Here is a 25021-nt window from a genome sequence, read left to right on the forward strand (position 1 = left end):
CAAGACCGTGCGGGAGTCGCGGGTTCGCATCTGGGACCAGTTGTCCAAGCAATTGCTGGACTTGAGCGTTTCGGGCATCTGGACCCCCGAACGCGACAAGTTCGCCGTTTTCTTGCCCTACTTCCAAACCCGCAACTACGCCCTGCTGCGCCAGGACTTGAGCGAAAGCTTGGCAACGCCTGAGGCCTTTCTGGCCGAGGGCCAGCGCAAGGTCGGGGTGGTCAAAAGCTTCAAGCACGGCCCCACGTACGACGCTTGGTTGCAGCGCCTGCGTGATCAGCACCGGGTGGTGGATTTGGCTGATTTCGACACCGCCGTTCGCATGTTCAAGCTGGGCCGGGTGGATGCGCTGCTGGCCCTGCCCACCAGCCTGACGCATTTATTGCTGCAAGCGGGCTTGCAGCATCAGATCAAAGTGATGGACTGGGCGCCCAAAGAACGCCTGGTTCATAGCTTGATCGTCTCGCGTCAGCGGGTCAGCGAAGCCGACCGTGAGCGCCTGGGCGCGACCCTGCAAGCCATGCAAGCCGATGGCAGCTTGGAGCAAATATTCAAACGGCATGTTGGCGAACGTTTGGCGCAAGACATGCGATTCACCGAAGCCCCGTAAACTGAGTGCGACGCCTGCCTTCTTCTGCTGGCGCCAAGAGAAGGACCTTCTGATGCGCCGATTCGCTTGGCTTGTTTCGATGTTCTGCGCTGCGCTGTTCAGTCCGCCGACTCAAGCCGGCACGGTCGGCCCCTCCGACTGCGCCAGTTACACGCTGGCGTTTTATGAACACGGCGTGCTGTACTTCAAAGACAGCACGGGCCATTACGCCGGCATTGATCAGGACATCGTCAATGAACTGAGCAAGCGCAGCGGCTGTGTTTTCAAGCGGGTGCTGGAGTCACGCGTGCGCATCTGGGATCAGCTCTCACGCCAGCAGTTGGACATCAGCGTGTCTGGCATCCCCAATCCGGAGCGGGAGCGTTACGCCGAGTTCATGCTGTACATGCAGTCGCGCAACTACGTGATGATGCGCAAGGACCTGAGTAAACAGCTGAGCTCACCGGCCGCCTTTATGGCCGATATGCAGCGTCAGGTGGTGGTGGTCAAGAGCTTCAAGCATGGCGCCACTTTGGATGCCTGGCTGGAACAGTTGCGGGCCCAGCAGCGGGTGGTGGAAGCCCCCGATTTCGAAACCGCCTTGCGCGTTTTCAAGGCCGGGCGCGTCGACGCGATGTTGGCGCTGCCGACCACCTGGTCGCTGCTGGTGCGGCGCGAGGCGGCTCAGCAGCAGTTCGATCTGCTCGACTGGGCGCCGCAAGACCATATCTTGGCAGGCTTGATCGTGTCGCGCCAACGGGTCAGCGAGGCGGATCGGCAGCGGCTGCGCCAAGCCCTGATGAGCATGCGCAAAGACGGCACGCTGGACACGATTTTCAAGCGCCACCTCGGCCACGAGCTGGCCCAAGCCATGCGCCTGGACCCCGGAGTCGACGCCGCCCCATGAGTCGGCCGGCGAGAATGCGCCATGCCCTTCTCCCTTGCAGCGTCCGTCCACAGCGAAATCATCATCAAGAAGAGCCGCTTCATTGCCTGTGTGGAGTGCATGACGGACCGCCACGGTGCGACCGAACGCGTTGCTGCCTTGCGGGCTGAACACCCTGGCGCGGTGCATGTCTGCTGGGCCTTGCTGGCCGGCGGGCAATCGGCCGCCGTCGACGATGGCGAGCCCAGCGGCACGGCTGGGCGGCCGATGCTGGAGGTGCTGCGGCATCAGGATTTAGACGGGGTGCTGGCCACCGTGGTGCGCTACTGGGGTGGCGCCAAGCTTGGTGCCGGAGGCTTGGTGCGAGCCTATACCGACGCGGTGGCCCAGGCGCTGCTGAAGGCCGACAAGGTCCCCCTGATCCGGCTGAAAACCTTGCGCTGCACCCTGCCCTATGCCTTCGAGGGTTGGCTTCGGCGCGAACTGGAAGCCGTCCAGGCCCAGCATTTGCAGGTCCAGCATGGCGGTCAGGTCGAGATGAGCTTTGCGCTACCGCAGACTCAAGCCGAAGGCTTCACCGCCCGCATCAACGAAGCCGGTCGGGGACGTATCGGCTGGTTGAAGGACGACTGAGGCAGCCAGCACTCACAGCAAACTGCCTTGCTCCGGTGGGGCAGGCGCTGTCGGCGCTTTCGCCGCCTTTGGCGCTTGACGCAAACGGGCCAGCAAAGCATCGGTCTGTGCGGCAGGCTCTGGATCGAAGAGCTCGGCCTGCGGCAATCGCAGCAAGGTCTTGGCCTCGCTGAGCGGGCCGTTCAGCCAAAGATCCCAGTCCTGCGCCGCCAAAGGAATTGCGGATCGTTTGTCCTGCCGGTCTGCTGGCAGCGTGGGGTCGGGCTTGTGCAAGCGGCTGAGCAGAGCGTGCCCGTCGCAATTCATTGTCAACATTGAATAGTTGGGCAGCAACTCACCGCTGCTCGGATCCACCCATTCCGACCAGATGCCCGCCAGCGCCCAAGGTGCACCATCGGCGCGCCGCAGCTGCCACCAGATATTGCGGCCGGTCTCCCAATTCGGTTCCTGATAGCTCTGCGCCGGAATCAGGCAGCGCCGTCCGGACGCCCAGGCGTCCCGGTAGGTCGGCCGCTCGGCCACGCTTTCGATGCGGGCGTTGTTGGTCAAGATGGACCTCGAGGCCGGCCGGGCCTGTGTGGCACGCGGTGCGATCATGCCCCATTGGCCGGCGATGGCGATGCGTTCGCCCGCCGCTTGAGGCTCGCTGCGAATCAAGACACCACGACCAAAAGGGCCCACCGGGCCTTGCGGCAACTCACCTCGAACGCTGGCCCGAAAATGCCGCTCGATCTCCTCTTTGGCCGAGACATGGTAGAGATTGCACATGCCCGCCACTGTAGCGCCCAGGCCAGACCAAAGACGGGAACAGGGCCCGGAGCCTTTACCATTGCAGCCCATGAACAAGACACTTTTGAGCGCCGCCGCAGCCCTGCTGCTGAGCGCCTGCGCCAGCGCCCCGATCAGCCCTCCAGGCCTGCAAATCGACCGCAGCTACACCGCCGTCGGACAAGACAGCCGGGCGCAGTTTCTGATCCTGCACTACACCGCCTTGAATTGGGAGCGTTCGCTGCAGGTGCTGACCACCCAGCAGGTCAGCGCCCATTACCTGGTGCGCGATGAGCCGCCCAGCATCTATCAACTGGTGGATGAGAACCGCCGCGCCTGGCATGCGGGACTCAGCTCCTGGGGGGGACACACCCATCTGAACGCGGCCTCCATCGGCATTGAGATCGTCAACGCCGGCTACAACGACACACCGAAGGGCCGCGTCTACGTGCCTTACCCGCAGGCCCAGATCGACAGCGTCATTGCCTTGGTGAAGGACATCGCCGCTCGACATAACATCCGACCCGAACGCATCGTCGGTCACTCCGACATCTCGCCGGGTCGCAAGCAAGACCCCGGGCCTTTGTTCCCCTGGCGACAACTGGCCGCTGCCGGGGTGATCCCCTGGCCCGACGCGGAACAGGTCAACAGCAAATTGGCGCTTTATCAAAGCCTGCCGCCGGACGCGTCCTGGTTCCAAGACAAGCTGGCGCGCGTCGGCTACAAGGTGGAGCGCAGCGGTACGTTCGACGCCGCCACCATTGCCGCCCTGTCCACCTTGCAAACCAAGTACCGCCCCAGCGACTACAGCGGCTTTGGCGATGCCGAAACCGCCGCTCTGCTGGACGTGTTGACCTCACCCAATGGCATGTGGATGATCAAGCCCGGCCCGGAGGGTCGCGCCGAGCCCTACACCGCACGCTGGTGATCGAACGCTTCCGATACCGCCCCGCAAGCAGCGCCAGCCCTCTCTTTTGACTCTCCTGCACGAAAGCCCGCGTCCACCATGCTGACCGATTTGATTGCCGCCTCCGCCGATGATGCCGCGGTCATCCCCCACACGCCGGGCCACGCCAATATCTGGCCCACCTTGGAAGTCCCCAGCGTGGAGCCCACGCAATGGGCCAGCTTGCGCCTGATCCTGCAACAGCAGTCCCTGCCCAGCGCCATGGCCGCACCCGCCGCGCTCAGCCATGCGATGCAAGACTTCGAGCGCATCGGCGCCGTCGGTGAAATCGGCGACCCCTGGCTGGTCTTGCTGCCCGAAGACCTGAGCCTGCGCTTGGCTCAGGTGTCGGAGGACCAGATCGCGGGGCTGGCGCGCGCCTGGGCCGCCGCCGAGGTCGAGCGCCGGCCGCAGTGGAACGCCGAATTGCTGGAGTTCATGCTCAGCGATATGTCGGCCTTTGCCGCCAGCGCGGTGGCGCAAGGGCATCGGCTCTTCCTCTGGATCTGCCCTTAAACACAAGGAGTGCCGCCCATGGGCCAGTTCGCTTTTCTGAGTCAGAACGCCTTCTTGGCGGTGCCCCGGCATGAAGCGGCGCGGCCTTTTGCCGTGGCCGGCGTGGCCTGGGACGGCTGCGTGACCAATCGGCCCGGCGCGCGCTTTGGGCCCAGCGCGATTCGTCAATCCAGCCAGATGCTTTGCGAGGGCATTCACCCCCTGTTCGACACCGCCCCCGATTCGGTGCTGACCGACTTGGGTGATTTGGTCTTGCCCAACACCAGCCTTGAAGGCATGCGCGCCGCCATGATGCCGCTGATCGCGCCGATGATTGCGCAGCACCACATGGCCTGGCTGGGCGGAGACCACTCGATCACCCTGCCCTTGCTGCGCGCCTACAAGGCGCACTTCGGGCGGCCGCTGGCGGTGATTCACTTCGATGCGCATTGCGACACCTGGGAAGACCATTTCGGCGAGCCCAGCGGCCACGGCACCTGGGTTTATGAGGCGATTCAAGAAGGCCTGGTCATCAAGGAGTGCTTTGTGCAGTTCGGCATCCGCTCGGCCGGCGTGCGCGAGGCGCGCGAGTATGTGGCCGACCAGGGCGGCCTGATCTTCAATGCCCGCGCCTTGCGTGGCCTGGACAACCCGACGCAGCTGGCACCGCTCTTGCAACAGGTGCGCGAGCGCATGGCCGCGCACGGCCACCCGCCGCTCTATCTGAGCCTGGACATCGACTGCCTGGACCCCGCTTTCGCCCCCGGCACCGGCACGCCCGAACCCGGCGGCATGAATACCAACCAGGTCTTCAGCATCCTGGAAGAGCTGGTGCCGGCGCTGAACTTTGTCGGCATGGACTGTGTGGAAGTGGCGCCCGCTTACGACCACGCCGAATTGACCAGTTATGCCGCCGCTCAGTTCGTCTGGACCTATCTGTGCGGCAGGCTGAGTTCAAAGCAGCTGCCCGCGCCAGGCTGAGAGCGGACCCGCAGCTGACCCTGCATCACGCCATGCACCAGGTTGTGACAGATATGCAGGCCCAGGCCGCTGCCGCCCTGGCCGAAACGGGTGCTGAAGAAGGGGTCGAAGATGCGCGGCAGGTGTTCGGTCGCAATGCCTTTGCCGTTGTCGATCACCTGCAGCAAGAGCGCATCGGCTTGAGCTTCGGCGCGCAGCCGAAGCCAAGCCAGCGGCAGTTTGGGGGACGCTGAACTCCGCACCTCAAAGGCATGCAGCAAGGCATTGCCCAGCAGTTGCAGCAGCACCTGCTGCAAGGGACCGGGATAGCCTTCGAGGCGCAGATCTGCATCGACCTCCAGCTGCATTTGCACCCCCGCCCGCTCGGCCTGCTCGCGCAGGGCCGACAGCACCAACTCGCACATCGGCCGCAGCGCAAAGACCTGCAACTGCTCATGCTTGGGGTCGGCCGCCACCTGCTTGAAGCGCTGCACCAACTCAGAGGCCCGATCCAAGCCGCGCAGCAACAAGGCGCTGCTTTCGTTCGCATCCGCCAGGTATTGGCGCAGGTCCTGCAGCTTGACCGCGCGCGCCTCCACTTGCTGGCCAAAGCCGACGGTGCGCTCCTGCAAGGTGCTGGCCGCCAGCAAACAATTGCCAATCGGTGTGTTCAGCTCGTGGGCCACACCCGCCACCAAGCTGCCCAAGGCCGCCAGCTTTTCTTGTTGCACCAACAAAGCCTGGGCATCGCGCAAACGCTGGTGCGCGGCGGCGTTGTCCAGCGCAATCGCGACATAGGCGCACAGGGTGCGAACCACCAAGCGATCACGCGCGTCGTAGCCCGCGCTCGGCCGAGGCGGCAACAAGAGTGCGCCCAGCAGCCTGTCGCCCAAGTGCAAGGGCACGCACAAGCCGGTCTGAAGCACCGTCTCATGCAGCGCCACGGTTTCACTCTCTGCGGCCAGGGCTTGCGACAACAAGGCCCGTTCCTCGGTCTGCAAGTCCGCTGCGGCGCTCGGCTCGGCGGAGGTGGGCCCCAGGCGCCGCAGTCCCAGCACTTCCCCCTTGGGGCCCAGCTGCGCCAAGGCCAAGCGGTCCAGCCCCAACATCAGCAACAGCGATCGCGCCAGGGCCTGCAACACCGCATCAAACTCCAAGGAGGCGGTGATGTCCCGACCCATCTGGCTGAGGTGCTGCAGCGTGTCCATGCTTTGCTCCAGCGTCTCGGCGCGTTGCGCTTGCTCCGAAGCGAGCTTGCGCAGGTACTCGGTCTCTACCCGTGCACGCTCGGTCTGCTGCATGACTTGCAAAACCATCAAGCGTTTGCTGGCCATCTCGCTTTGAATCAGTTGGCGCGCCTCTGCCGCTTGGCGCGCCAGCGCATAGGCCTGGGCCATATCGCCTTGGCAGGCATGCGCTTGCGCCAACAGATCGATCAACTCGCCCGGCACCCGAAAGCCGGCGATGCTCTCGGCCAGCCTCAGCGCCTGGTGCAGGAAATGCAGGCAGGCTTCGGCGCCACTGGCGACGCCGGCCGGCCGCGGCAGCGCATGGGCCAGATGCAATTCAGCCAGGGCTTTCAAAGACTCGATCTGGCGCAAGACATGCTGGCTGCGCTGCGCCAGCAGCAGGGCTTGCTCGGCCGCCTGCAAGGCCTCCTCAAAACGCCCCAGCGCCGCCAAGGCCTGCGAACGCCCCCGGCAAGCATTGATCTGCAGATCGGGCTGTGGGTCTTTTTCGCACAAAGCCTGCACCCGCTCAAAATGGGCCAAGGCTTGTGGCCACTGATGACGGTCCAGGTAAAGATCCCCTTGGTACTTGAGCAGCAGCCCATGGTTGCGTGAATTGGCCATGGAGGCCAAGAGCGGCTCACTCTCGCGAAACATCTCCTCGGCGGCGTCGAGCCTCCCCATGCGACGCAGCGTTTCGCCCAGCTTGCCCAACACCATGCCCAGGCTGCCCGGCCAAGCCCGGGGACGCACCAGTTGCATGGCCTGCTCCATCCACTGCAGCGCCAACTCGTGGTCGTTGAGGCTGATCAGGGCATCGGCGGCATTCATGGCGGCCAGAATCGCGCGTTGAATCTGTCCGCTGGCCAGCGATTTCTCATAGGCCCGCATGCGTTCGGTCGCGGCCAGCCCGTAGTTGCTGTCCTGCGCGGCCAGCACACCATTCAGCTCATGGGCCCAGGGCTGCACCTCAGGCGGCAGTGCGGCCAAAGCTGCAGCGTCACGCCCACCCTTGGCGCGGCCGGCCAGCGGGTCGCGAAAAGTGGTGTAAATGTCCAGCATCAGCTGCGCGACTTCGGCTCTGCAGCCGTCTCCCTGAACCTGCGCGGTCAACAGCGCCTCTTGAAGATGCGACAGGGCCAACTGGCTCAATCCCGACACCTGGGAGACGGTGGCCAGCAAGAGGCTGGCATCCGCCTGAATCAAACGGTCTGCGGCGCTGCGACCCAAGGCCTGGGCCTGCTCAGCGAGAGCTCTGGCATCGCTCACACGCGCCTGCAAGAGCGCAATTTCAGCCTCGACCAAGAGGCAACGGGCCTCTTCTCATTCAAGCAAAGGCGCCAAGGCATGCAGCTCGGCCCCGTAGCGCTGGGCGGTATCCGGTTCACGTTGACGCAAATGCCAGCCCAGCAAGCGCAGCAAGTCGCGCCGCCGAGCAGGCGGCAGCGCTGCCTGCTCCATTTCCGCCTGCAAGTCCTGCACCACTTCGTTGAGAACGAACAGCTCCATCGCCGCGCCTCCAGATCGCGCTTCAAGCGTAACCCGAAAGCAGCCTCCGGACTTGATGCAAGTAGGCTAGACCCGCCTGACTCGGTGGCCTTGGCTCAGTGCCGCTTGACCAGCCATTCCACCAAGGCATCCAGCACCGGCCGGCCACGTGCGGCGGCTTCTTCGTGGTTCACCATGGCGACCAACACCCAATTGCGACGCTGCTGGTCCTGCACAAAGCCGGCCAAGGCCACCACATTGCGCAGTGAGGCGGTTTTCAAACGCGCACGGCCTTCGACCACGCTGCCCTTGAAGCGGCGCGTCAAGGTGCCGTCCACGCCCGCCAGCGGCAGGCCGCTGATCAGCTCGGGCGCCAGCGGCGAATCCCAGGCGGTCGCCAACACTGCGGCGAGCTGAGCCGGTTTGATGCGCTCGGTGCGCGACAAGCCAGAGCCGTTCTCCAACACCAGACCGGCATCGGCAATGCCCTTGGCCGCCAGCCATTCGCGCACCACGCGCTCGGCCGCCTGCGCGGTGGTTTCGTCTGTATGGGCTGCAGTCGCGCCCAGGCGCAAATAGACCAGCCGGGTCACCGGGTTGTCCGACTGCTTGAGCGCCATGCGCAGCAGCTCGCCCAGCGGCCGATCCCGGTGGCTTGCCAGCACCCGGGCGTTGGCCGGCGTGAGACCTTCGCGCACCTCGGGGCCCAGCGTGCCGCCCAGCTCGGTCCAGATCTGGCGCACGGCCTTCTCGGTCAGCCATTGGCGATCGAGCAGGTTCAGGTTGACCCGCTGCTGGCATTGGCGCGGAAACGTGCCCTTCAGCAGCACCGTCATCTCAGCGCCCGTCGCACGCACCTCGGGCAAGCGCCAGCCCTGCTCCCAATCGACGCAAGGCTTGTCGACCAGGCTCATGCCGCTGAGGTCGAACTGCAGGCCCGGCCAAGCCGGCAGGCTGCGGGCGCTGAGGCGCTGCGTGTCGGCGCTCAACTGGTAGCCGAGCAAATTGCTGTTCAGGTGCAAGGCATCGGGGATGACGTTGTAAGGCCACTCCGGCGAGGCATCAAAAGGCGGCTGGCCGAGCTCTGGCCGCGCCGGGCGGAAGAGGCTGCGGTCCACCACCAGGCCGCCGCGCAGCTCACGCAAACCCTCTTGCTCGCGCAGCTGGCGCAGCATCAACCAGAGCGCGCCCCAGTCCAGCTCCGCATCGGCGCCGCCGCGCAGGTAAAGCGGGCCGGGCAAAACATCGCCCTGCACCGGGCCGTCGATCAGCAAATCAGTACGGCCCCGCGAGGCTGGGCCCAGCCGGTCCAGCGCCACCACTGAGGTGAGCACTTTCATCACCGAGCCGGCTTGAAACGCCGTCTCGCCTTGCAGACTCAAGACCTGACCCCGCCGGTCCAGCGGGAAGGCATGAACAGCCAGCGCCGATTCGGGCAGGCCGGTCTTGGCCATGGCCTGGCGTACCTCGGGCGGCAAAGTCAGACGCGCATGGCGGTGGTGCCCACCTGCTCGGCTGTGCTCCTGAGCACGAGCCAAACCAGGCAAAGCCAGCACGCCACCGATCAAAGCGAGGACGGCACAACGCCTGAGCGACTCGCGCATCTCCTAGGCCCCCAATCCACGCACAAAAGCCAGCAACTGCGCCACCATGGTGGCGTTGGCCTTGGGCGCTTCAATATCGCCCGCCAAGACATGCTGGCCCGGGCTCTCGCTGTAGTCCACCTCGATCAGGCATTTGTTTGCACTGCCGAAGCGAGCAAAAGCGGCGCGCGCCTGTTTCACATTGATGACGCTGTCGCGCGGCGAGACGAACATCAGCAGCGGCGCCTTGATCTGCTCCAAAGCACTGGCGCGCACATGGCGCACCAAGCTCATCATCGGCCCCAGGGCCGAGGTTGGGTACTCATGGGTCCAGACACGGGCGCGGCGCTCGTCGCGCGGCTTGAAGCGCATTTTGCCGCCGTGCACCAGATGAATCAGGGCACGGCCCCAGGACCAGTTGATCAAAATCGCAAACGGGTCTTTGGGCCCAAAGTTCGGTGACACCATCACCCAGGCTGCGACCCGCTGGCCCTCAGGCTGCAGCGCCGCCCAGGCCGCCAAGGTGGCGCCGGTGGAGCTGCCCATGACCAAGACGCGCTCTCCTAGGCGATGGCCCAGGGCCAAGGCCTCCAGCGCATCGGCCTTCCACTGCTCGACCGACATCTCGCCCATGGCCGAGCCGGGTCGGCCATGGCCGGCCAAGCGGGTGTAAAAGACATGGCCACCCAGGCCCTGAGCCAGCATCTCCGGCACCGGCGCCATCTCCTGGCGGCTGGCGGTGAAGCCATGCAGAAACACCACCGCCCAGGGCGCACGGACGCGGCCGGCCGGCCCCCAGACGATTTGCTTCTCGGCGCCTGGGGTGACGTCGGCCAATCGCGCCTCGGCCGCGGCCAGATGAGCGTCCAGCTGGTCCAGCTGGGAGGGCAAGGCGTCGACGGTTTCCGGCGGCATCAAGACCTGTTCAGCCGCTTGCAGCTAGACGCAAGCTACGTCAGGCCAAGACCGCAGCCATGGCGGCGGCCGTGGCTTCAACATTCTTGTTGTTGAGGCCGGCCACGCACATACGGCCCGAGCGCACCAAATACACGGCGAACTCGTCCTTCAGGCGATCCACCTGAGCGGCGGTCAAGCCGGTGTAGCTGAACATGCCGCGCTGGGTCAGGAAATAGTCGAAGTTGCGGCCCGGCAGCTTGGCCGTCAGCACTTCGTACAAGGCATTGCGCATGGCGTGGATGCGCTCGCGCATCTCGTTGACTTCACCCTCCCACAGCGAACGCAGGGTCGGGTCGGTCAGCACGCGGGCCACCAACTGGCCGCCATGCATGGGCGGGTTGGAGTAGTTGCGGCGGATCAGGAACTTCAGCTGACCCAGCACATTGGCGGCCTGCGCAGCATCCGGGCAGACCACGCTGAGGGCGCCGCAGCGCTCGCCGTACAAGCTCATGCTCTTGGAAAAGCTGTTGGCGACGAAGAAGCTCAGGCCAGCGTCGGCCATGGCGCGGATGGCAAAGGCGTCTTCCTCGATGCCGTCGCCATAGCCTTGGTAGGCCAGGTCCAGGAAGGGCAGCAGCTGGCGCTCCTTCAGCACGGGGATCAAGGCATCCCATTGCAGCGGGGTCAGGTCCACGCCGGTCGGGTTGTGGCAGCAGGCGTGCATCAGCACCACGCTCTTGGCGGGCAGGGTCTTGAGCGTGGCCAGCAAGTCATCAAAACGAACGCCGCCGGTGGCCGCGTCGTAATAAGGGTAGGTCTTGACCTCGATGCCCGAGCCTTCGAAAACGGCACGGTGGTTGTCCCAGGTTGGGTCAGACACGTAGATGGCGCTGTCGGGGAAGTAGCGCTTGATGAAATCAGCGCCGACCTTCAGGCCACCGCTGGAGCCCACGCTCTGGATGGTGACGGTGCGCTCGCGCACCGGATGCTTTTCGCCGAAGAGCAGGGCCTGCACCGCAGAGCGGAAATTGGCCGCGCCTTCCATCGGCAGATAGGGGCGAGCACCGGCCTCGGCCACCACGGCCAACTCGGCCTTGCGCACCGAGTCCAGCATCGGGATGCGACCTTCATCGTCGAAGTAGATGCCGATGGACAGATTGATTTTGCCCGGACGGGGGTCCTTCTGGAAGGCCTCGTTGAGGCTGAGGATGGGGTCGCCGGCGTAGGCGTCAACGTGATGGAACATGGTCAGGACTCCAGACTTGAGGGGTTGGCCGCATTATCGGCCGGCTTGAAGGCAAATCTGTGAGCAGGCTCGATCAGAGATGGCGATCAAAGATAAGCCCGCACGATGCGCTGCCAGCTGCCGTCTTCACGCATCTGCTTGAAGACCCGCTCCAATTCGGTTTGCCGACTCAACCAGGGCGAGCGCAAAGCAATCACCACATAAGGCGTTTCGCCGACCAATCGCAGCGCTTGCTTGTGCAGCGGAAATCCATGTTGGCGAACCAGAAGATCCCCCTGCCGCTCCGGCACGATGGCCAGCTCCAAGCGGCCTCGCGCCACCATCTCCAGCGCCACCCGGTAGTCGTTGACCTCTTGGCGCAGCGGGCCGGACCGTTCATCAAACGCAGCGCCGTAGCGCTTGCCGCGATGTACCGCAATGCTGCGGCCATCCAGGTCCGACAAGCGGTGCACCGGGGCCGCATTCGACAAGGCGTAAAACGCTTTGTCCTCACTCGGCAATTGCACCTCGCAGTACTTCAGGAAGCGCATGCGGTCGGCCGTCATCAAAGGCCCCAGCATCAGATCAGCCTCGCCTTGCTCCATCATCTTGAAGGCGCGGGCCGAGGGCACCTCGGCAAAGCTCAAACGCCACGCCAAGCGGCGGGCGGCCTCAGTCATCAGGTCGAAATAGAGGCCGCGAGGCGCGCCCGGGCCAAAGATGCGGTAAGGCGGATCGGCGCTGCCCACAATCCGCAACTCCGAAGGCAGTGCTGCCGGGGTCTGCGCCCGCGCGGCCAAAGTGCACAGCGCCAAAAGGGCGCAAGCCGCCAGCCCGAAGCGCCGGCGCCGAAACCCTGGACCCCATGCGCTGGACGCCAACATCCCGACCCTCCTGCAAGTTTGAACGACCCGGCGGCTCTCGCCCCCGGTCAGCTTCACAAGATCTTAGCCTGCAGGCTCGAGAGGCCAGCGCTCAATCAGTGCTGCGCTCCAGCAGCATCGCATCGCCATAGCTGAAGAAGCGATAGCCCTGCGCAATCGCGTGGCGGTACAAGGCCATGATGGGCTCGTAGCCGGCAAAAGCGCTGACCAACATCATCAAGGTGCTCTTGGGCAAATGGAAGTTGGTGATCAGGCGGTCCACCACCCGGAACTGAAAGCCAGGCGTGATGAAGATCGCCGTCTCGCGCGCGCCAGCACACAGCTCACCACCCTGCGCCGCAGACTCCAGCGCCCGCAAGGTGGTGGTGCCCACCGCCACCACGCGCCCACCGCGCGCCCGGCATGCGGCCACGGCGGCCACCGTGGCTTCGCTGACCTCGAACCACTCGCTGTGCATCTTGTGATCGGCCAGGTTCTCCACCCGCACCGGTTGGAAGGTGCCCGCGCCTACATGCAGAGTCACATGGGCGGTGGCCACACCGCGCTCGGCCAGGCTTGCCAACAAAGCCTCATCGAAGTGCAAGGCGGCGGTGGGCGCGGCCACCGCACCGGGCTCTTGCGCAAACACGGTTTGATAACGCCGCACATCGTCGGCTTCATCCGCGTGCTCGATATAGGGCGGCAAGGGCACATGGCCATGCTGCTCCAGCAGTGCGAAGGGATCGCTGGGCAGGCGCAGGTGGAACATGCCATTGTCCGGGCCGCAGCGACCCAGCACCTCGGCGTCAAAAGCGTCGTTGAAGCGAACAAAGGAGCCAGGCTTGGGCGACTTGCTGGCGCGCATATGGGCCCAGACCTCACAAGTGCCGGGGATCACCCGCTCGACCAAGGCCTCCACCGCGCCACCGCTGTGCTTGGCGCCGTAAATGCGGGCCTTGATGACCTTGGTGTTGTTGAAGATCAGCAGATCGCCGGGGTTCAGCAGATCGGGCAGTTCCCGAAAAATGCAATCCACCGGGCTGCTGCTGCGGCCGTCCAAGAGGCGCGAGGCGCTGCGCTCGGCGGCGGGGTGTTGAGCGATCAGCTCGGGGGGCAACTCGAAATCGAAGTCGCTGACGGAATAACTTTTGACGGACATGAACTTTTGAGGGCCGGACGGACCCGTACCAAACGGAGAAGGCTTGAATTGTCCCATGCAGGCCTTTGACGCAGGTCAATCGCGCCCGGCCGGGCTGGTGCGAATATGAACGCCAAGGAGGCATTCCATGAGCACATCAAACACCGCCACCACGCTAACGCCGGGCCAGCACGCATTGCTGGAATCCGCTTTATTGCAGCGTCAGCAAGCGCTGGAGCAAGAGCTACAAGCCCAGTTGGGCAGCCAAGGCCGGGTGGAGCATGCCCGCGAGCAGCTGCTGCAAGACGGCGATGGCGAGCAAGCCCATGCGGCCGACCGCGAGGTCGATCTGGCCCGCAGCGACCAAACGCTGGAGGCCCTGCGCCAAGTCAATGAGGCCCTGCAGCGCCTGCGTCAAGCGGACTTCGGCCTGTGCATCGCTTGCGGCGAAGCCATTGCTTTTGATCGCCTGCGCCACAGCCCCGAGGTGCTGCGCTGCCTTGACTGCCAAGCGGCGCAAGAGAAAGCCAGCCAGCCCGGGCACACCACACACAGTCTTTGAGGCGCACCAAGCCTCGCCCCATTTTGTTCATTCACCCCGAGAGGATCACCATGAGTTTGTTTCACGCCGTCGTCTGGCTCGACCACCAAAGCGCCAAAGTCCTGCAGTTCGATGCCGAGCATGTGCAGGCCGAGAAGGTCAAGGCTCACACCCACCACACCAAGCAGCATGGCAGTGCGGTGCGCAGCGAGCATGAGTTCTTCGGTGAAGTCTGCGACGCCCTGAACGGTATCGAAGAAGTGCTGGTGGTGGGCTCGTCCACCGCCCTGGCCGACTTCAAGCATTACGCCGACAAGCACCGCGCCAATACCGCCAAGCACATCGTCGGCTATGAGACCGTTGACCACCCGACCGAGAATCAGTTGGTGGCCATGGCCCGGCAGTATTTCCTGAAATACGACCGCATGGCAGGCACACCCTCGCCGATGTGACCAAGTCGGCACGGGCCGGGCGTAGACTGGCCGGTCCGCCGATTCAGGATCTTTATGCAGTACCCCCTCGCCCGCCGGCCTACGCCGCAATACCGCGCATGAAGCGCCGTCAGATCACGGCAGCCGGGCTGCTTGGCGCGAGCTTGGGACCCTGGCTTTCAGGCCTGTCTGGCGCCGCAGAAGCGGCGAACCCGGCCGAGTTCACATTGCACGGTTTCAGCGAACACCTGCCTCCACTGAATTACCAACGCCCCGGCGAGCCGCCCAGCGGCTTTGCGGTGGACCTGTTGCGCCTGGTGGCCGCGCAGGCCAATCTGCCGGTGGAAATTGAAATCATGCCCTGGCCGCGCGCCAGCAACAGCGCCGCGGCCCAGCCCGGCAGCCTGCTGTTTTCGCTGACGCGTCAGCCTGAGCGCGAGCGCAAGTACAAATGGCTAGGCCCCATCAGCGAGCGCCGTGTGGTGGTCTACCGCTTGAGCAAACGCAGCGAGGTCAAGGCCAGCGACATCCATCACCTGAACGGCCACAAGCTCGGCGTGGTGCGCGATTCAGCTGCCGCCAAGATGCTGCTGGCCGCGGGCCTGAGGCCCGATGCCGAGCTGGAGATCGCCCTCGACGACGCCAGCAATCTGCGCAAACTGCTGGCCGGTCGCATGGACTTGCTGGTGATGCTGGACTGGGCGGCGGCCTGGAATCTGCAGCAGCTGAAGCTGCCCTTCAGCACCTTGGAGCCTGTGTTCGAACTGGACCGCAGCAAGTCCTACTGGTACGGCCTGCATCCGCAGACCAGCCCGGCCTTGCAGCAACGCCTGCAAGCCGCGCTGGACCAGATCAAACGCGATGGCCGCTACGCCGCGCTGAGGCAGCAGTACTTCAACTGAGCACGCTGCCTTTTTGAGGCAGCGCTCGAGACTCAGCTTAAATGCCGCCCGTGCCGGTGGCCAGCAAGCTGCCGTCTTCACCGGCCACCCAGCCGGTGCGCGGATCCACAAAGAAGACTTTGTTCAGCTTTTTCTGCGTGCCGGTGTAGACGCGCTGCCAAGACTTGCCGCCATCTTGTGTGGCCAGCATGGCGCCTAGGCTGCCAACGATCCAAGCGCGCTGGGCATCCAGGAACTGGATGTCCAGCAAATCAGCCGAATCGCCTTGTTGCGCCAGCACCCAGTTCACACCGCCATCCACCGACTGCAACACGACACCCCGCTCACCCACGACCCAAATTGTCTTGGCATCAGTGTAGAGCACGCGATTCAAACTTGCTGAAACACCGGTGAACCGGTTGACCCAAGTCTTGCCGCCATCCTCGGTCACCGCGATTCGCCCCCCGGCGCCGACCGCCACGCCCTTCAGAGCCGAGCTGAATTGAATGCTGCTGGTATTCGGCACAAATCGACCGGCTTTGGACCAACTCTGGCCACCATCGGTGCTCGCCAACATCACAGGCTTTTCAGCGCTATCTTCCGACGAGTACTCGCTGGAGACGGCAAAGCCGTTTTTGTCGTCGACAAAGTGGAAGGCGCTGATACGGCGGCTGCTGCTCAAAGGTGCGGACCAACTGGCGCCGCCGTCCTCGCTGCGATAGACCTTGCCATCGCCGGCCAAAAGCCAGCCCTTGCTGGCCGAAGTGAATTGAAAGCGGGTGTCGCCGTACTGAGGCGAGACCAAGTCCTTCAACTTCACTTGCCAACTCAAGCCTCCGTCGAGAGTTTCTTGCAACTCGCCCGCCGCGTTCAAGGCCAGGCCCCGCTTGGCATCGAAGAACCATGTCGCGCGGAAGGAGCGCTGTACGGATTCAGCGTCTGGCCCGGAGATCAGGGTCCAGGTCTGCATGCCATCGCTGCTGAGATAGAAACTGTTGACATTGGACTTCACCCACCAAGTCTTCTCGCCCAGCTGCTTCGGCTCACCCAAGCTGTATTGGCCCTTGGGGACTGATATCTTGCGCCATGTCTGGCCGCCGTCCTCACTGAAGTTGTGCTCCGCACCCGCCGAGCCAGACACTTGACGATAGATTTTTCCGCCGGACAGCAAGCGCAGGTCGTATTGATAGGCATTGCCGAGCGCAGGAAGTTGAACTGCCACCCAATTGCGCCCGCCATCTACCGTCCGATACAAGGCCGAGTTGCCGGTCATCAGCAGGCCGTTCATGGCATCGGTGAACTCGATGCGATAGATGTACAGATACTCGTTAGTCGGCAACCCCTTGGCTTCTATCGTTTCCCACGTTGCACCGGCATCTTGGCTTCGAATCAACTCGGTCGTCGTGCGATTCTGCCCCGTGTTGCTGTCCCACATTGAATTGACACGGGTGAGCACAAGCCCGGTCGTGCCCAACAAGGTAGGCGGAGCGCTAAATCCCTTAGGAGAACTAAAGACTTCCTTGCTGGTCTTGCCAAAGTCCGTTGATTTGAGCAGTTTGTCGTAGCTCTGAGTCCACAAGGTCCCGTCAAGGCCCACCTGACTCGGCCGACCCTGGTTTTGAACCCAGCTGGCGCCGCCATCGGTACTCACGCTCAGGTAGTCATCCATCACCACCAACACGGTGTTGGGGCCGATCACATGCAACGCGGATGGAGCCCCTTGCCAGTAGGCATCGAATTTCAGCCACGAGGCTTGTTGGATCCAGGTGGCGCCACCGTCGGTGGTGCGCAGCACCGCACCCAGACTACCCACGGCCCAGCCATTGTTGGCATCGATGAACTTGACCGACACCAGCGGTGAGCGCAAGCCGGTGTTCTGTTTGGCCCAGGTTTTGCCACCGTCGACGGTCTTGAAAATCTCGCCTTGCTCTCCCACCGACCATGCGGTCTTGGCGTCCAGGAAGAAGATCTCCGATTGGCTATTGCCGCTGGGCTTGGGCTGCTGCCAGCACCAGCCGCTGTCTGCTGCGCCAGTACAGGCCAAGCCCTTGACATGCGCGCGGTTGTTCACGCTAACGCGGAACTTCAGCTCCTTGAAAGCCCCGTCTTCGTTGCTGACCTTCAAGCTCACATCGTAGTCACCCACCTTGGCGTACTCATGCTTGGGGCTCGCCTCGGTGCTGCTGGAGCCGTCGCCAAAGCTCCACGCAAACTTCAAGCCTGCAAGTGCGGAAGCACTGTTGTCAAAGCTGGCCGCCGTGCCCACATCAGCACTTGCAGCCGCCTTGATGGCCAAGGTCTCTGGAATGACGGTGGCGGGCGTTGTGGGCTTGGTCGGCTCCGGGGAGCTGCTGTCGCCGCCTCCGCCGCAGGCACTCAAGAGACTTGCCACCAAGACCGAGACGGTCATGACTTGTACGGTTTTCTTCAATTTTCTCTCCCAGTTTTTTCTTCATGCGCATGAGCGAAGCGACTCAGGGCTCGAATGCGCCGCGGAGTGTATCGACGGACAAGAGCGCCCATGGCGCCCCCCCCTCGAAGGAGGGAAGGGGTAAACACCAGCGCATTTACTTTCTGCCAACCCCATCCAAGGTGCTCCAAGTCTGGCCGAGCTTCAGCCTGCACCCTGTGGCCTTGCGCAGCCAAGGCAGAATCGCGCCCATGCCCGAGGTCGATGCCAAAACCAATACCGCCAACAAGCCCAAGTCCGCGCCGCAAAAGGCGATGGAAAAGCTCGGCCTGCTGCGCGATATCGACCTGGCTCTGCACCTGCCGATGCGCTATGAGGACGAGACCCGGCTGACACCGATTGGCCAGTCGCGCGAGGGCGAGACGGTGCAGTGCGAGGGCGAGGTGATCGAATGCCGCGTCGAGACACGCGGACGCCGCGTGCTGCTGGTGCGCATGGAAGACGAGAGCGGCGACCTGCTCTTGCGCTTCATCCATTTCTATCCCTCCCACCAAAAAACCATGGCCGTGGGCCAGCGCATCCGCGTGCGCGGGGAGTTACGCCACGGCTTCTTTGGCCGCGAGATGGTGCACCCCACCTTCAAGGCAGTCAGCGAGGACACGCCGCTGGCCACCGCGCTGACCCCGGTCTACCCGGCCAGCAATGGCTTGCCGCAGACCTATTTGCGCCGCGCCATTGCTTCCGGGCTGAAGCGCGCGGATCTGGGTGAACTGCTGCCCAGCGGCGTGGTGCCGCCCAGCCTGCCCAGCTTGCGCGATGCGCTGACCTTTTTGCATCACCCGCCGGCGCAGGCGCGGCTGATGACGCTGGAGGACCACAGCCACCCGGCCTGGCAACGGCTCAAGTTCGAGGAGTTGCTGGCCCAGCAGATCAGCCAGATGCAAGCGCAGCGCGAACGCGCCTTGCTGAAGGCACCGGCCCTGAAGGCGCAGCGCGGCGGCCTGGTGGAGAAGCTCTTGGGCGTTTTGCCTTTCGGCCTGACCGGCGCGCAGCAAAGGGTCAGCGAAGAGATTGCCCAGGAACTGGCGCTGCCGCAGCCGATGCACCGCCTGCTGCAAGGCGATGTGGGCTCGGGCAAGACCGTCGTGGCGGCGCTGGCGGCGGCCGTGGCCATTGATGCCGGCTGGCAATGCGCGCTGATGGCGCCGACCGAAATCCTGGCCGAGCAACACTTCAAGAAGCTGATCGGCTGGCTGGAGCCGCTAGGCCTGAAAGTGGCTTGGCTGACCGGCAGCGTGAAAGGCAAGGCGCGCCAAAAGATGCTGGACGCGGCCGCCGATGGTTCGGCTCAACTGGTCATCGGCACCCACGCGGTGATCGAGGACAAGGTCAAGTTCGCCAAGCTAGGCCTGGCCATCATCGATGAGCAGCACCGCTTCGGCGTGGCCCAGCGTCTCGCCCTGCGCAAAAAGCTGGCTTCGATGGACTTGGAGCCGCATCTCTTGATGATGAGCGCGACGCCGATTCCGCGCACCTTGGCCATGACCTACTTCGCTGATCTGGCGGTGTCCACCATCGACGAGTTGCCACCCGGCCGCAGCCCCATCGTCACCAAGGTGTTTGCCGATGGCAAGCGCTTCAATGTGATCGAAAAGATCCACGACGAAGTGGCCAACAAGGGCGCACAGGTCTATTGGGTTTGCCCCTTGATCGAAGAGAGCGAAGCGCTGGACCTGAATAACGCCACCGAGACGCATGCGGAGCTCTCCGCCGCACTGGAAGGTTATGCCGTGGGCCTGCTGCATGGCCGCATGGCGCCAGCCGACAAAGCGGCGGTGATGGCGGAATTTTCAGCCGGGCGCACCAGTGTGCTGGTCGCCACCACGGTGATTGAAGTGGGCGTGGACGTACCCAACGCCAGCCTGATGGTGATTGAGCATGCCGAGCGCTTTGGCCTGAGCCAGCTGCACCAGTTGCGCGGCCGGGTCGGGCGCGGCGCGGTGGCCAGCGTTTGTGTGCTGCTCTACACCGGCCCTTTGTCCGACACCGGCAAGTCGCGGCTGAAGGCCATGGCCGAAACCAATGATGGTTTCGAGATCGCCCGACGCGACCTGGAGATTCGAGGCCCCGGCGAGTTCATGGGTGCACGCCAAAGCGGCGCCGAGCTGCTGCGCTTTGCCGACCTGCAAGAAGACTCGGGCCTCCTGCAAGCCGCGCGCCGACTGGCGCCGCAATTGCTGGACAAATACCCGCAAGCGGCCCGGCGCCAAGTGGAACGCTGGCTGGGCTCGAAAGCGGAGTTTTTGAAGGCCTAAGGGAGGCTCAGTCGGCTGCCACTCCCGCTTCCACCGGATCCAACAAACGCGCGATCAAGGCGCCCTGCAGCTCGGCCGGCAACTGCAAACTGACCTTAACGCCATTGCCGGCCGCCGCCTGCACCGACTCGCCCTCGCGGCCACGTAAGGCCTGAAGCGTGATTTCGCGGTTGCCGTTGGGGTGGATGATCTCCAGGCGGTCACCAACGGCAAAGCGGTTCTTGACCTCGATCTCGGCCCAACCGTCGGCCGCCACCGCGCCCACTTCGCCAACGAACTGGCTGCGCTTGGCCTTAGAGTGTCCGTCGAGGTAATTCTGCAGGTCCTGGCTGCGATGGCGCTGGTAGAAGCCGCTGGTGTAGCCGCGGTTGGAGAGGCCGTCCAACTCGCCCAGCAGGGTCGGGTCGAAGGGCCGGCCGGCCACGGCGTCGTCGATGGCACGACGGTAGACCTGGGCGGCGCGCGAGACGTAGTAGCGGCTCTTGGTGCGGCCCTCGATCTTCAGCGAATCGACACCAATCTCCACCAGGCGCTGCACATGCTCCACCGCGCGCAGGTCCTTGGAGTTCATGATGTAAGTGCCATGCTCATCTTCCTGGATGGGCATCAACTCACCGGGACGCTGGGACTCTTCGATCAGATAGGTGCGATCGGCCAGCGGATGGCGGGGCGTGCCGCCTGCGGCAGCAAAGTCTTGGTCGGCCTGCTGCATCGCCTTGTGGAAGTCGAACTGAATCGCCTGAGCTTGGCCGGCTTCGTCTTCAAAGGCATCGCCTAATTTGTAATCCCAGCGGCAGGCATTGGTGCAGGTGCCCTGGTTGGCGTCGCGGTGGTTGAAGTAGCCCGACAGCAGGCAACGGCCCGAGTAAGCGATGCACAGCGCGCCGTGGACGAAGACTTCCAGCTCCATGTCCGGGCATTCCTGGCGGATCTGCGCCACCTCGTCCAGGCTCAGCTCGCGCGAGAGGATGACGCGCTTCAGCCCCTGTTTCTGCCAGAACTTCACCCCTGCGTAATTGACCGTATTGGCCTGCACCGAGAGGTGGATGGGCAGCTCGGGCCAGCGCTCGCGCACCATCATGATCAGGCCGGGGTCGGCCATGATGAGCGCGTCGGGCTTCATCGCCACCACCGGCTCCATATCGGCCAGGTAGTTCTTCAGCTTGCCGTTGTGCGGCAGGATGTTGCTGGCGACCAGGAACTTCTTGCCGCGCGCATGCGCCTCGGCAATGCCGGTCTTGAGGTTCTCAAGCTTGAAGTCGTTGTTGCGGGCGCGCAGCGAGTAGCGCGGCTGGCCGGCGTAGACCGCGTCGGCGCCAAAGTCAAAGGCGGCACGCATGCGATCGAGATCGCCCGCGGGCAAGAGCAGTTCGGGGGACTTGTGCAAAGACATGGTCGGGCTGGCGGTGACAAACAACCCGCCAGTCTAAAAAGTGCCGCCCTCGCCCGCCTTGCCGCAGGTCAAAGAAGTCTCAACAAGCCTTCACTTCAGCCGCTGCACCCAGTAAATCAACACTTCCTGGCGCGGCCGCAGGTCCACATCGCTGTAGGCATAGACCGGCACCGCGTTGATGGCCTCGACCGTGGCCATGCCGGAGATGACGCGGCCAAACACCGCATAACCGGGCTTGTCGGCCGACTGGTAGTCCAGGCTGGGGTTGTCCTTCACATTGATGAAGAACTGATTGGTGGCACTGTTGGGGTCGCTGCGTCGCGCCATGGCGATGGTGCCCGGCAGGTTGTACTCGCGCGACTCCAGCGGGATGGGCGCATAGCTGGGGTAGCGCTCCACCATGCCGCTGGTGTAGCCACCGCCCTGGATGATGAAGTCGCGGTCGACGCGGTGGAACAAGGTGTTCTTGTAGGCGCCGTCCGCCACATAGCGCAGGAAGTTATTGACCGTGTTCGGCACCGTGTCCGAATACAGCTCGAAGACGATTTCGCCGCTGCTGGTCAGCATGCACACCGTGGGCAGCTTGCTCAGGGCCGATTTGGCCAAGCCTTCGTTGCTGCAACTCAGGGTGTTGGGGTAAGGGTTGGGATTGGGCGTTGGCGCGGGCAATGGCGGCGGGCGATAGTCCTCATCACCACTGCCGCCGCCACAAGCGGCCAGTGAAATCACAAGAGCGGCGCTGATCGAAGCACGCAAAAGAAAAGAGCGCATTGAGCGGACTCCTGAAACACAGTCCTGTTCTCAACGCGCGCTCTCAGTCGGCCGATGACACCCGGCAGCGCACTTACACGCTGTTACCAAGAGCCATGCAAGTGCCGCTCGCATGCCTAGTGGGGGGGTGCCTCCAAGTTTTAAATCCGACTTGCACTAGACTGCGCAGCACTTTGTGCAACCATTTTTGCTCCCTTCCTAGAAGAACCAAATGTTCAAAAAGATCTCTTCCACGACGGCGCTCGTGATCGCCATTACTTGCAGTTTGGGACTCAGCGCTTGCGGCGGCGGTGGCGAGGCTGGTTCCTCGGCATCGACCGATACGTCTGGCTCGGCCTCAATCACCGTCTTGCAAACCAATGACACCTTGGTCGGCACGGGCGCGCTTGCAGATGTTGGCAAGACGGCCACCGTTCACTACACCGGTTGGCTGTATGACGTCAAAGCCACCGGCTTGAAAGGCAGCAAATTCGACAGTTCGATCGACCGTGGCACGCCGTTCTCATTCACATTGGGTGTAGGCCAGGTGATCAAGGGCTGGGACCAGGGCGTCGCAGGCATGAAGGTGGGCGGTAAGCGCACCCTGATCATCCCCAGCAGCCTCGCCTATGGCCCCTCAGGCGCAGGAGCAAGCATTCCGCCCAACGCCGCCCTGGTGTTCGACGTTGAATTGCTGAGCGTTAAGTAGAGCAAGGACAGGAGGCGCAGCAACGGCTGGTGCTGCTTAGCACTCAAGGAGCCAACGCCTCACACCACCCGCTGATCAAGCCTCGAGATTGTCGATCAGGCGTGTAGCGCCCAGCTTGGCTGCGGCCAGGGCGACCAAAGGCTGACCCTCAACAGCAGCGCCCAAATCATGCTGACGCCGCAGTGTCACATAGTCGGGCTGCCAGCCATGCGCGCGCAGATGCTGGATGGCCTCGGCTTCGAGCTTGGCGAGGTCGCGCTCGCCCGCCTGCCAGCGAGCGATCAGCGTCTTCAGGGTCTGGCTCAATCGCAAAGCCTCGCTGCGCTCGGCCTCGCTCAAATAGGCATTGCGTGAAGACAGAGCCAAGCCCTCGGCACTGCGCTGGGTTTCACCGGCAATGATCTCGATCGGCAGGGCCATCTGCGCCACCATGCGGCGCAGCACCATCAGCTGTTGGTAGTCCTTCTTGCCGAACAAGGCGATGGAAGGCTGGACGATATTGAACAGCTTGGCCACCACGGTGCAGACACCGATGAAAAAACCGGGGCGGAAATGGCCTTCCAAGATGTCGGACAGCTCCGAGGGCGGGTGCAGCTTGTAGCCCTGGGTCTCGGGGTACAGCTCGCCCTCGGCAGGCGCAAACACATAGTCGCAACCGGCACCGGCCAACAAACCGGCATCACGCTCCAAGGTGCGGGGGTAACGGTCAAAGTCCTCGTGTGGCGCGAACTGCAGGCGATTCACGAAGATGCTGGCGATGACCGCACCGCCCTCGCCCACGGCCGCCCGCCCTTGGCGCACCAGGGCCAGATGGCCGTCGTGCAAGCTGCCCATGGTGGGCACAAAAGCGCGCTGACTTTGGCCCGCCAGGGCTTGGCGCAATTCAGAAATTGTGTGAATGACTTGCATAGAAAAACCTGTTCGCGGCGTCTGCGCTTGGCTCAGGGCCGGTCAATAACCGTGGAGTTCGTTCTGCGGGAAGGTCTGCGCCTTCACCTCGCCGACATAGCGGCGCACCGCGTCTTGCACCGAGGAAGCGCTTTGCATGAAGTTCTTGACGAAGCGCGGGCGGCGGCCCGGGGTCACGTCCAACATATCGTGCAGCACCAGCACCTGGCCCGAGCATCCCACACCGGCGCCGATGCCGATGACGGGGATGCCCAGGGTTTGCGTCAGCTCGGCGGCCAGGGCTGAAGGCACCATTTCCAGCACCAGCATCTGCGCGCCCGCCGCCACCAGCTCTTGCGCTTGCTGCTTCATCAAAGCAGCAGCAGCGTCTTCGCGGCCCTGCACCTTGTAGCCGCCCAGCATGGTGACGGTTTGCGGCGTCAGGCCCAAATGGGCGCAGACCGGGATACCGCGCTCGACCAGAAAGCGAACCACCGGCGCGGTCCAGCCGCCACCTTCGAGCTTGACCATATGGGCGCCGGCCTTGACCAGGGCAGCCGCGCTCTTCCAGGCCTCGGCCGTCGAGCTCTGATAGCTGTCGAAAGGCAGATCACCAATGATCCAGGCGCTCTTGCGGCCGCGCGCCACACAGCGGGTGTGATAGACCATCTCGTCCAGCGTCACCGGCACGGTGCTGCTTTGGCCCTGCAAGACATTGCCGAGCGAATCGCCGACCAACATCACATCCACGCCGGCCTCATCGAGCACGCTGGCGAAGGCGGCGTCATAGCAGGTGAGCATGGCGATCTTGTCGCCGCTGGCGTGCATGTCCAACAGGCGCTGCAGGCTCATCGGTTTACGTTCAGTCATGGGTCCACCTTGGTCGTCGGGTCGAGTGCGCAAGCAGGTCGCTCGCATTTCGGCCGCAGTGTAGCCGGGTACCCCAGGGTTTGCTCTAGGCCGGGTCTAGGGCGGCAAGACTAGCCCCTGATCCGCCATCCCC

Annotated in this window: 24 protein-coding genes; 11 read left to right on the forward strand and 13 right to left on the reverse strand. The window is 63.8% G+C overall.

Annotation, left to right across the window (positions count from 1 at the left end):
• The 3 genes from ACOVRJ_RS04700 to ACOVRJ_RS04710 all read left to right on the forward strand — a co-directional run.
• Positions 1 to 610: substrate-binding periplasmic protein (locus ACOVRJ_RS04700; RefSeq protein ID WP_422042739.1), on the forward strand; the 610-nt coding region annotated here is incomplete at its 5' end.
• A gap of 52 nt (positions 611 to 662) precedes the next feature.
• Positions 663 to 1496: a substrate-binding periplasmic protein gene (locus ACOVRJ_RS04705; protein WP_422042740.1), complete on the forward strand. Its 834-nt coding sequence runs from the start codon at positions 663 to 665 to the stop codon at positions 1494 to 1496.
• A 21-nt stretch (positions 1497 to 1517) separates the two neighbouring features.
• Positions 1518 to 2108 carry an IMPACT family protein gene (locus tag ACOVRJ_RS04710; RefSeq protein ID WP_422042741.1) on the forward strand — a complete coding sequence of 197 codons (591 nt, stop codon included), beginning with the start codon at positions 1518 to 1520 and terminating at the stop codon, positions 2106 to 2108.
• 12 nt (positions 2109 to 2120) lie between these two features.
• On the opposite strand, the gene ACOVRJ_RS04715 is transcribed toward ACOVRJ_RS04710, so the two are convergent.
• Positions 2121 to 2876 carry an SOS response-associated peptidase gene (locus ACOVRJ_RS04715; protein ID WP_422042742.1) on the reverse strand — a complete coding sequence of 252 codons (756 nt, stop codon included), beginning with the start codon at positions 2874 to 2876 and terminating at the stop codon, positions 2121 to 2123.
• Positions 2877 to 2946: 70 nt separating this feature from the next.
• On the opposite strand from ACOVRJ_RS04715, the gene ACOVRJ_RS04720 reads away from it, so the two are divergent.
• The 3 genes from ACOVRJ_RS04720 to speB all read left to right on the forward strand — a co-directional run bounded on the left by ACOVRJ_RS04720 (position 2947) and on the right by speB (position 5298).
• Entirely contained in the window at positions 2947 to 3804 is an 858-nt protein-coding gene (locus ACOVRJ_RS04720; RefSeq protein WP_422042743.1) for an N-acetylmuramoyl-L-alanine amidase, read from the forward strand.
• 78 nt (positions 3805 to 3882) lie between these two features.
• A complete protein-coding gene (locus ACOVRJ_RS04725) occupies positions 3883 to 4338 on the forward strand; it encodes a hypothetical protein (protein ID WP_422042744.1) in 456 nt (151 codons plus the stop codon).
• A gap of 18 nt (positions 4339 to 4356) precedes the next feature.
• Complete coding sequence (gene speB, locus ACOVRJ_RS04730; protein ID WP_422042745.1) at positions 4357 to 5298, forward strand: agmatinase; 942 nt, start codon at positions 4357 to 4359, stop codon at positions 5296 to 5298.
• Here the strand turns inward: speB and ACOVRJ_RS04735 are convergent.
• The 7 genes from ACOVRJ_RS04735 to queA form a co-directional block, all read right to left on the reverse strand.
• Positions 5250 to 7775 carry a tetratricopeptide repeat-containing sensor histidine kinase gene (locus ACOVRJ_RS04735; RefSeq protein ID WP_422042746.1) on the reverse strand — a complete coding sequence of 842 codons (2526 nt, stop codon included), beginning with the start codon at positions 7773 to 7775 and terminating at the stop codon, positions 5250 to 5252. The genes speB and ACOVRJ_RS04735 overlap by 49 nt on opposite strands.
• A 54-nt stretch (positions 7776 to 7829) precedes the next feature.
• Positions 7830 to 8015, reverse strand: a complete 186-nt coding sequence (locus tag ACOVRJ_RS04740) for a hypothetical protein (RefSeq protein WP_422042747.1) — start codon at positions 8013 to 8015, stop codon at positions 7830 to 7832.
• Between the two features lie 95 nt (positions 8016 to 8110).
• Entirely contained in the window at positions 8111 to 9550 is a 1440-nt protein-coding gene (gene dacB / locus ACOVRJ_RS04745; RefSeq protein WP_422042748.1) for a D-alanyl-D-alanine carboxypeptidase/D-alanyl-D-alanine endopeptidase, read from the reverse strand.
• A 51-nt stretch (positions 9551 to 9601) separates the two neighbouring features.
• A complete protein-coding gene (locus ACOVRJ_RS04750; protein ID WP_422042749.1) occupies positions 9602 to 10492 on the reverse strand; it encodes an alpha/beta hydrolase in 891 nt (296 codons plus the stop codon).
• A gap of 40 nt (positions 10493 to 10532) precedes the next feature.
• A complete protein-coding gene (locus ACOVRJ_RS04755; protein ID WP_422042750.1) occupies positions 10533 to 11720 on the reverse strand; it encodes an aromatic amino acid transaminase in 1188 nt (395 codons plus the stop codon).
• 86 nt (positions 11721 to 11806) lie between these two features.
• Positions 11807 to 12583 (reverse strand): substrate-binding periplasmic protein, encoded by a 777-nt coding sequence (locus ACOVRJ_RS04760; protein ID WP_422042751.1) that lies wholly within the window; start codon positions 12581 to 12583, stop codon positions 11807 to 11809.
• 91 nt (positions 12584 to 12674) lie between these two features.
• Positions 12675 to 13721 (reverse strand): tRNA preQ1(34) S-adenosylmethionine ribosyltransferase-isomerase QueA, encoded by a 1047-nt coding sequence (gene queA / locus ACOVRJ_RS04765; protein ID WP_422042752.1) that lies wholly within the window; start codon positions 13719 to 13721, stop codon positions 12675 to 12677.
• Between the two features lie 127 nt (positions 13722 to 13848).
• On the opposite strand from queA, the gene ACOVRJ_RS04770 reads away from it, so the two are divergent.
• The 3 genes from ACOVRJ_RS04770 (at position 13849) to ACOVRJ_RS04780 (ending at position 15574) form a co-directional block, all read left to right on the forward strand.
• The gene (locus tag ACOVRJ_RS04770; protein ID WP_422042753.1) at positions 13849 to 14262 is read left to right on the forward strand and encodes a TraR/DksA family transcriptional regulator; all 414 of its coding nucleotides are present in this window, start codon (positions 13849 to 13851) and stop codon (positions 14260 to 14262) included.
• Between the two features lie 50 nt (positions 14263 to 14312).
• Positions 14313 to 14693 carry a hypothetical protein gene (locus ACOVRJ_RS04775; RefSeq protein ID WP_422042754.1) on the forward strand — a complete coding sequence of 127 codons (381 nt, stop codon included), beginning with the start codon at positions 14313 to 14315 and terminating at the stop codon, positions 14691 to 14693.
• 98 nt (positions 14694 to 14791) lie between these two features.
• Positions 14792 to 15574 carry a substrate-binding periplasmic protein gene (locus tag ACOVRJ_RS04780; protein WP_422042755.1) on the forward strand — a complete coding sequence of 261 codons (783 nt, stop codon included), beginning with the start codon at positions 14792 to 14794 and terminating at the stop codon, positions 15572 to 15574.
• 37 nt (positions 15575 to 15611) lie between these two features.
• Here ACOVRJ_RS04780 and ACOVRJ_RS04785 read toward each other — a convergent pair whose 3' ends face one another.
• Positions 15612 to 17984, reverse strand: coding sequence for a YCF48-related protein (locus ACOVRJ_RS04785; RefSeq protein WP_422042756.1), 2373 nt, complete (start codon positions 17982 to 17984; stop codon positions 15612 to 15614).
• Between the two features lie 230 nt (positions 17985 to 18214).
• Here ACOVRJ_RS04785 and recG point away from each other — a divergent pair, with 230 nt between their 5' ends.
• Complete coding sequence (recG, locus tag ACOVRJ_RS04790; protein ID WP_422042757.1) at positions 18215 to 20278, forward strand: ATP-dependent DNA helicase RecG; 2064 nt, start codon at positions 18215 to 18217, stop codon at positions 20276 to 20278.
• A 7-nt stretch (positions 20279 to 20285) separates the two neighbouring features.
• Here recG and yegQ read toward each other — a convergent pair whose 3' ends face one another.
• A complete protein-coding gene (yegQ, locus tag ACOVRJ_RS04795; RefSeq protein WP_422042758.1) occupies positions 20286 to 21671 on the reverse strand; it encodes a tRNA 5-hydroxyuridine modification protein YegQ in 1386 nt (461 codons plus the stop codon).
• Between the two features lie 90 nt (positions 21672 to 21761).
• Positions 21762 to 22442: a peptidylprolyl isomerase gene (locus ACOVRJ_RS04800; RefSeq protein WP_422042759.1), complete on the reverse strand. Its 681-nt coding sequence runs from the start codon at positions 22440 to 22442 to the stop codon at positions 21762 to 21764.
• 265 nt (positions 22443 to 22707) lie between these two features.
• On the opposite strand from ACOVRJ_RS04800, the gene ACOVRJ_RS04805 reads away from it, so the two are divergent.
• Positions 22708 to 23130, forward strand: a complete 423-nt coding sequence (locus tag ACOVRJ_RS04805; protein ID WP_422042824.1) for an FKBP-type peptidyl-prolyl cis-trans isomerase — start codon at positions 22708 to 22710, stop codon at positions 23128 to 23130.
• Between the two features lie 75 nt (positions 23131 to 23205).
• Here the strand turns inward: ACOVRJ_RS04805 and panC are convergent, their stop codons facing one another.
• Both panC and panB read right to left on the reverse strand, forming a co-directional pair.
• Positions 23206 to 24039: a pantoate--beta-alanine ligase gene (gene panC, locus ACOVRJ_RS04810; RefSeq protein WP_422042760.1), complete on the reverse strand. Its 834-nt coding sequence runs from the start codon at positions 24037 to 24039 to the stop codon at positions 23206 to 23208.
• Between the two features lie 42 nt (positions 24040 to 24081).
• The gene (gene panB / locus ACOVRJ_RS04815) at positions 24082 to 24888 is read right to left on the reverse strand and encodes a 3-methyl-2-oxobutanoate hydroxymethyltransferase (RefSeq protein ID WP_422042761.1); all 807 of its coding nucleotides are present in this window, start codon (positions 24886 to 24888) and stop codon (positions 24082 to 24084) included.
• Between the last annotated feature and the right edge of the window lie 133 nt (positions 24889 to 25021).

The organism is Roseateles sp., from assembly GCF_049240545.1.
Taxonomy (GTDB): Bacteria; Pseudomonadota; Gammaproteobacteria; order Burkholderiales; family Burkholderiaceae_C; genus Paucibacter_A.

Coding starts and splice junctions, on each gene's coding strand:
- ACOVRJ_RS04705 (WP_422042740.1), top strand. CDS start 663: ATGCGCCGATTCGCTTGGCTTGTTTCGATGTTCTGCGCTGCGCTGTTC.
- ACOVRJ_RS04710 (WP_422042741.1), top strand. CDS start 1,518: ATGCCCTTCTCCCTTGCAGCGTCCGTCCACAGCGAAATCATCATCAAG.
- ACOVRJ_RS04715 (WP_422042742.1), bottom strand. CDS start 2,876: ATGTGCAATCTCTACCATGTCTCGGCCAAAGAGGAGATCGAGCGGCAT.
- ACOVRJ_RS04720 (WP_422042743.1), top strand. CDS start 2,947: ATGAACAAGACACTTTTGAGCGCCGCCGCAGCCCTGCTGCTGAGCGCC.
- ACOVRJ_RS04725 (WP_422042744.1), top strand. CDS start 3,883: ATGCTGACCGATTTGATTGCCGCCTCCGCCGATGATGCCGCGGTCATC.
- speB (WP_422042745.1), top strand. CDS start 4,357: ATGGGCCAGTTCGCTTTTCTGAGTCAGAACGCCTTCTTGGCGGTGCCC.
- ACOVRJ_RS04740 (WP_422042747.1), bottom strand. CDS start 8,015: ATGGAGCTGTTCGTTCTCAACGAAGTGGTGCAGGACTTGCAGGCGGAA.
- ACOVRJ_RS04750 (WP_422042749.1), bottom strand. CDS start 10,492: ATGCCGCCGGAAACCGTCGACGCCTTGCCCTCCCAGCTGGACCAGCTG.
- ACOVRJ_RS04755 (WP_422042750.1), bottom strand. CDS start 11,720: ATGTTCCATCACGTTGACGCCTACGCCGGCGACCCCATCCTCAGCCTC.
- ACOVRJ_RS04760 (WP_422042751.1), bottom strand. CDS start 12,583: ATGTTGGCGTCCAGCGCATGGGGTCCAGGGTTTCGGCGCCGGCGCTTC.
- queA (WP_422042752.1), bottom strand. CDS start 13,721: ATGTCCGTCAAAAGTTATTCCGTCAGCGACTTCGATTTCGAGTTGCCC.
- ACOVRJ_RS04770 (WP_422042753.1), top strand. CDS start 13,849: ATGAGCACATCAAACACCGCCACCACGCTAACGCCGGGCCAGCACGCA.
- ACOVRJ_RS04775 (WP_422042754.1), top strand. CDS start 14,313: ATGAGTTTGTTTCACGCCGTCGTCTGGCTCGACCACCAAAGCGCCAAA.
- ACOVRJ_RS04780 (WP_422042755.1), top strand. CDS start 14,792: ATGAAGCGCCGTCAGATCACGGCAGCCGGGCTGCTTGGCGCGAGCTTG.
- recG (WP_422042757.1), top strand. CDS start 18,215: ATGCCCGAGGTCGATGCCAAAACCAATACCGCCAACAAGCCCAAGTCC.
- yegQ (WP_422042758.1), bottom strand. CDS start 21,671: ATGTCTTTGCACAAGTCCCCCGAACTGCTCTTGCCCGCGGGCGATCTC.
- ACOVRJ_RS04800 (WP_422042759.1), bottom strand. CDS start 22,442: ATGCGCTCTTTTCTTTTGCGTGCTTCGATCAGCGCCGCTCTTGTGATT.
- panC (WP_422042760.1), bottom strand. CDS start 24,039: ATGCAAGTCATTCACACAATTTCTGAATTGCGCCAAGCCCTGGCGGGC.
- panB (WP_422042761.1), bottom strand. CDS start 24,888: ATGACTGAACGTAAACCGATGAGCCTGCAGCGCCTGTTGGACATGCAC.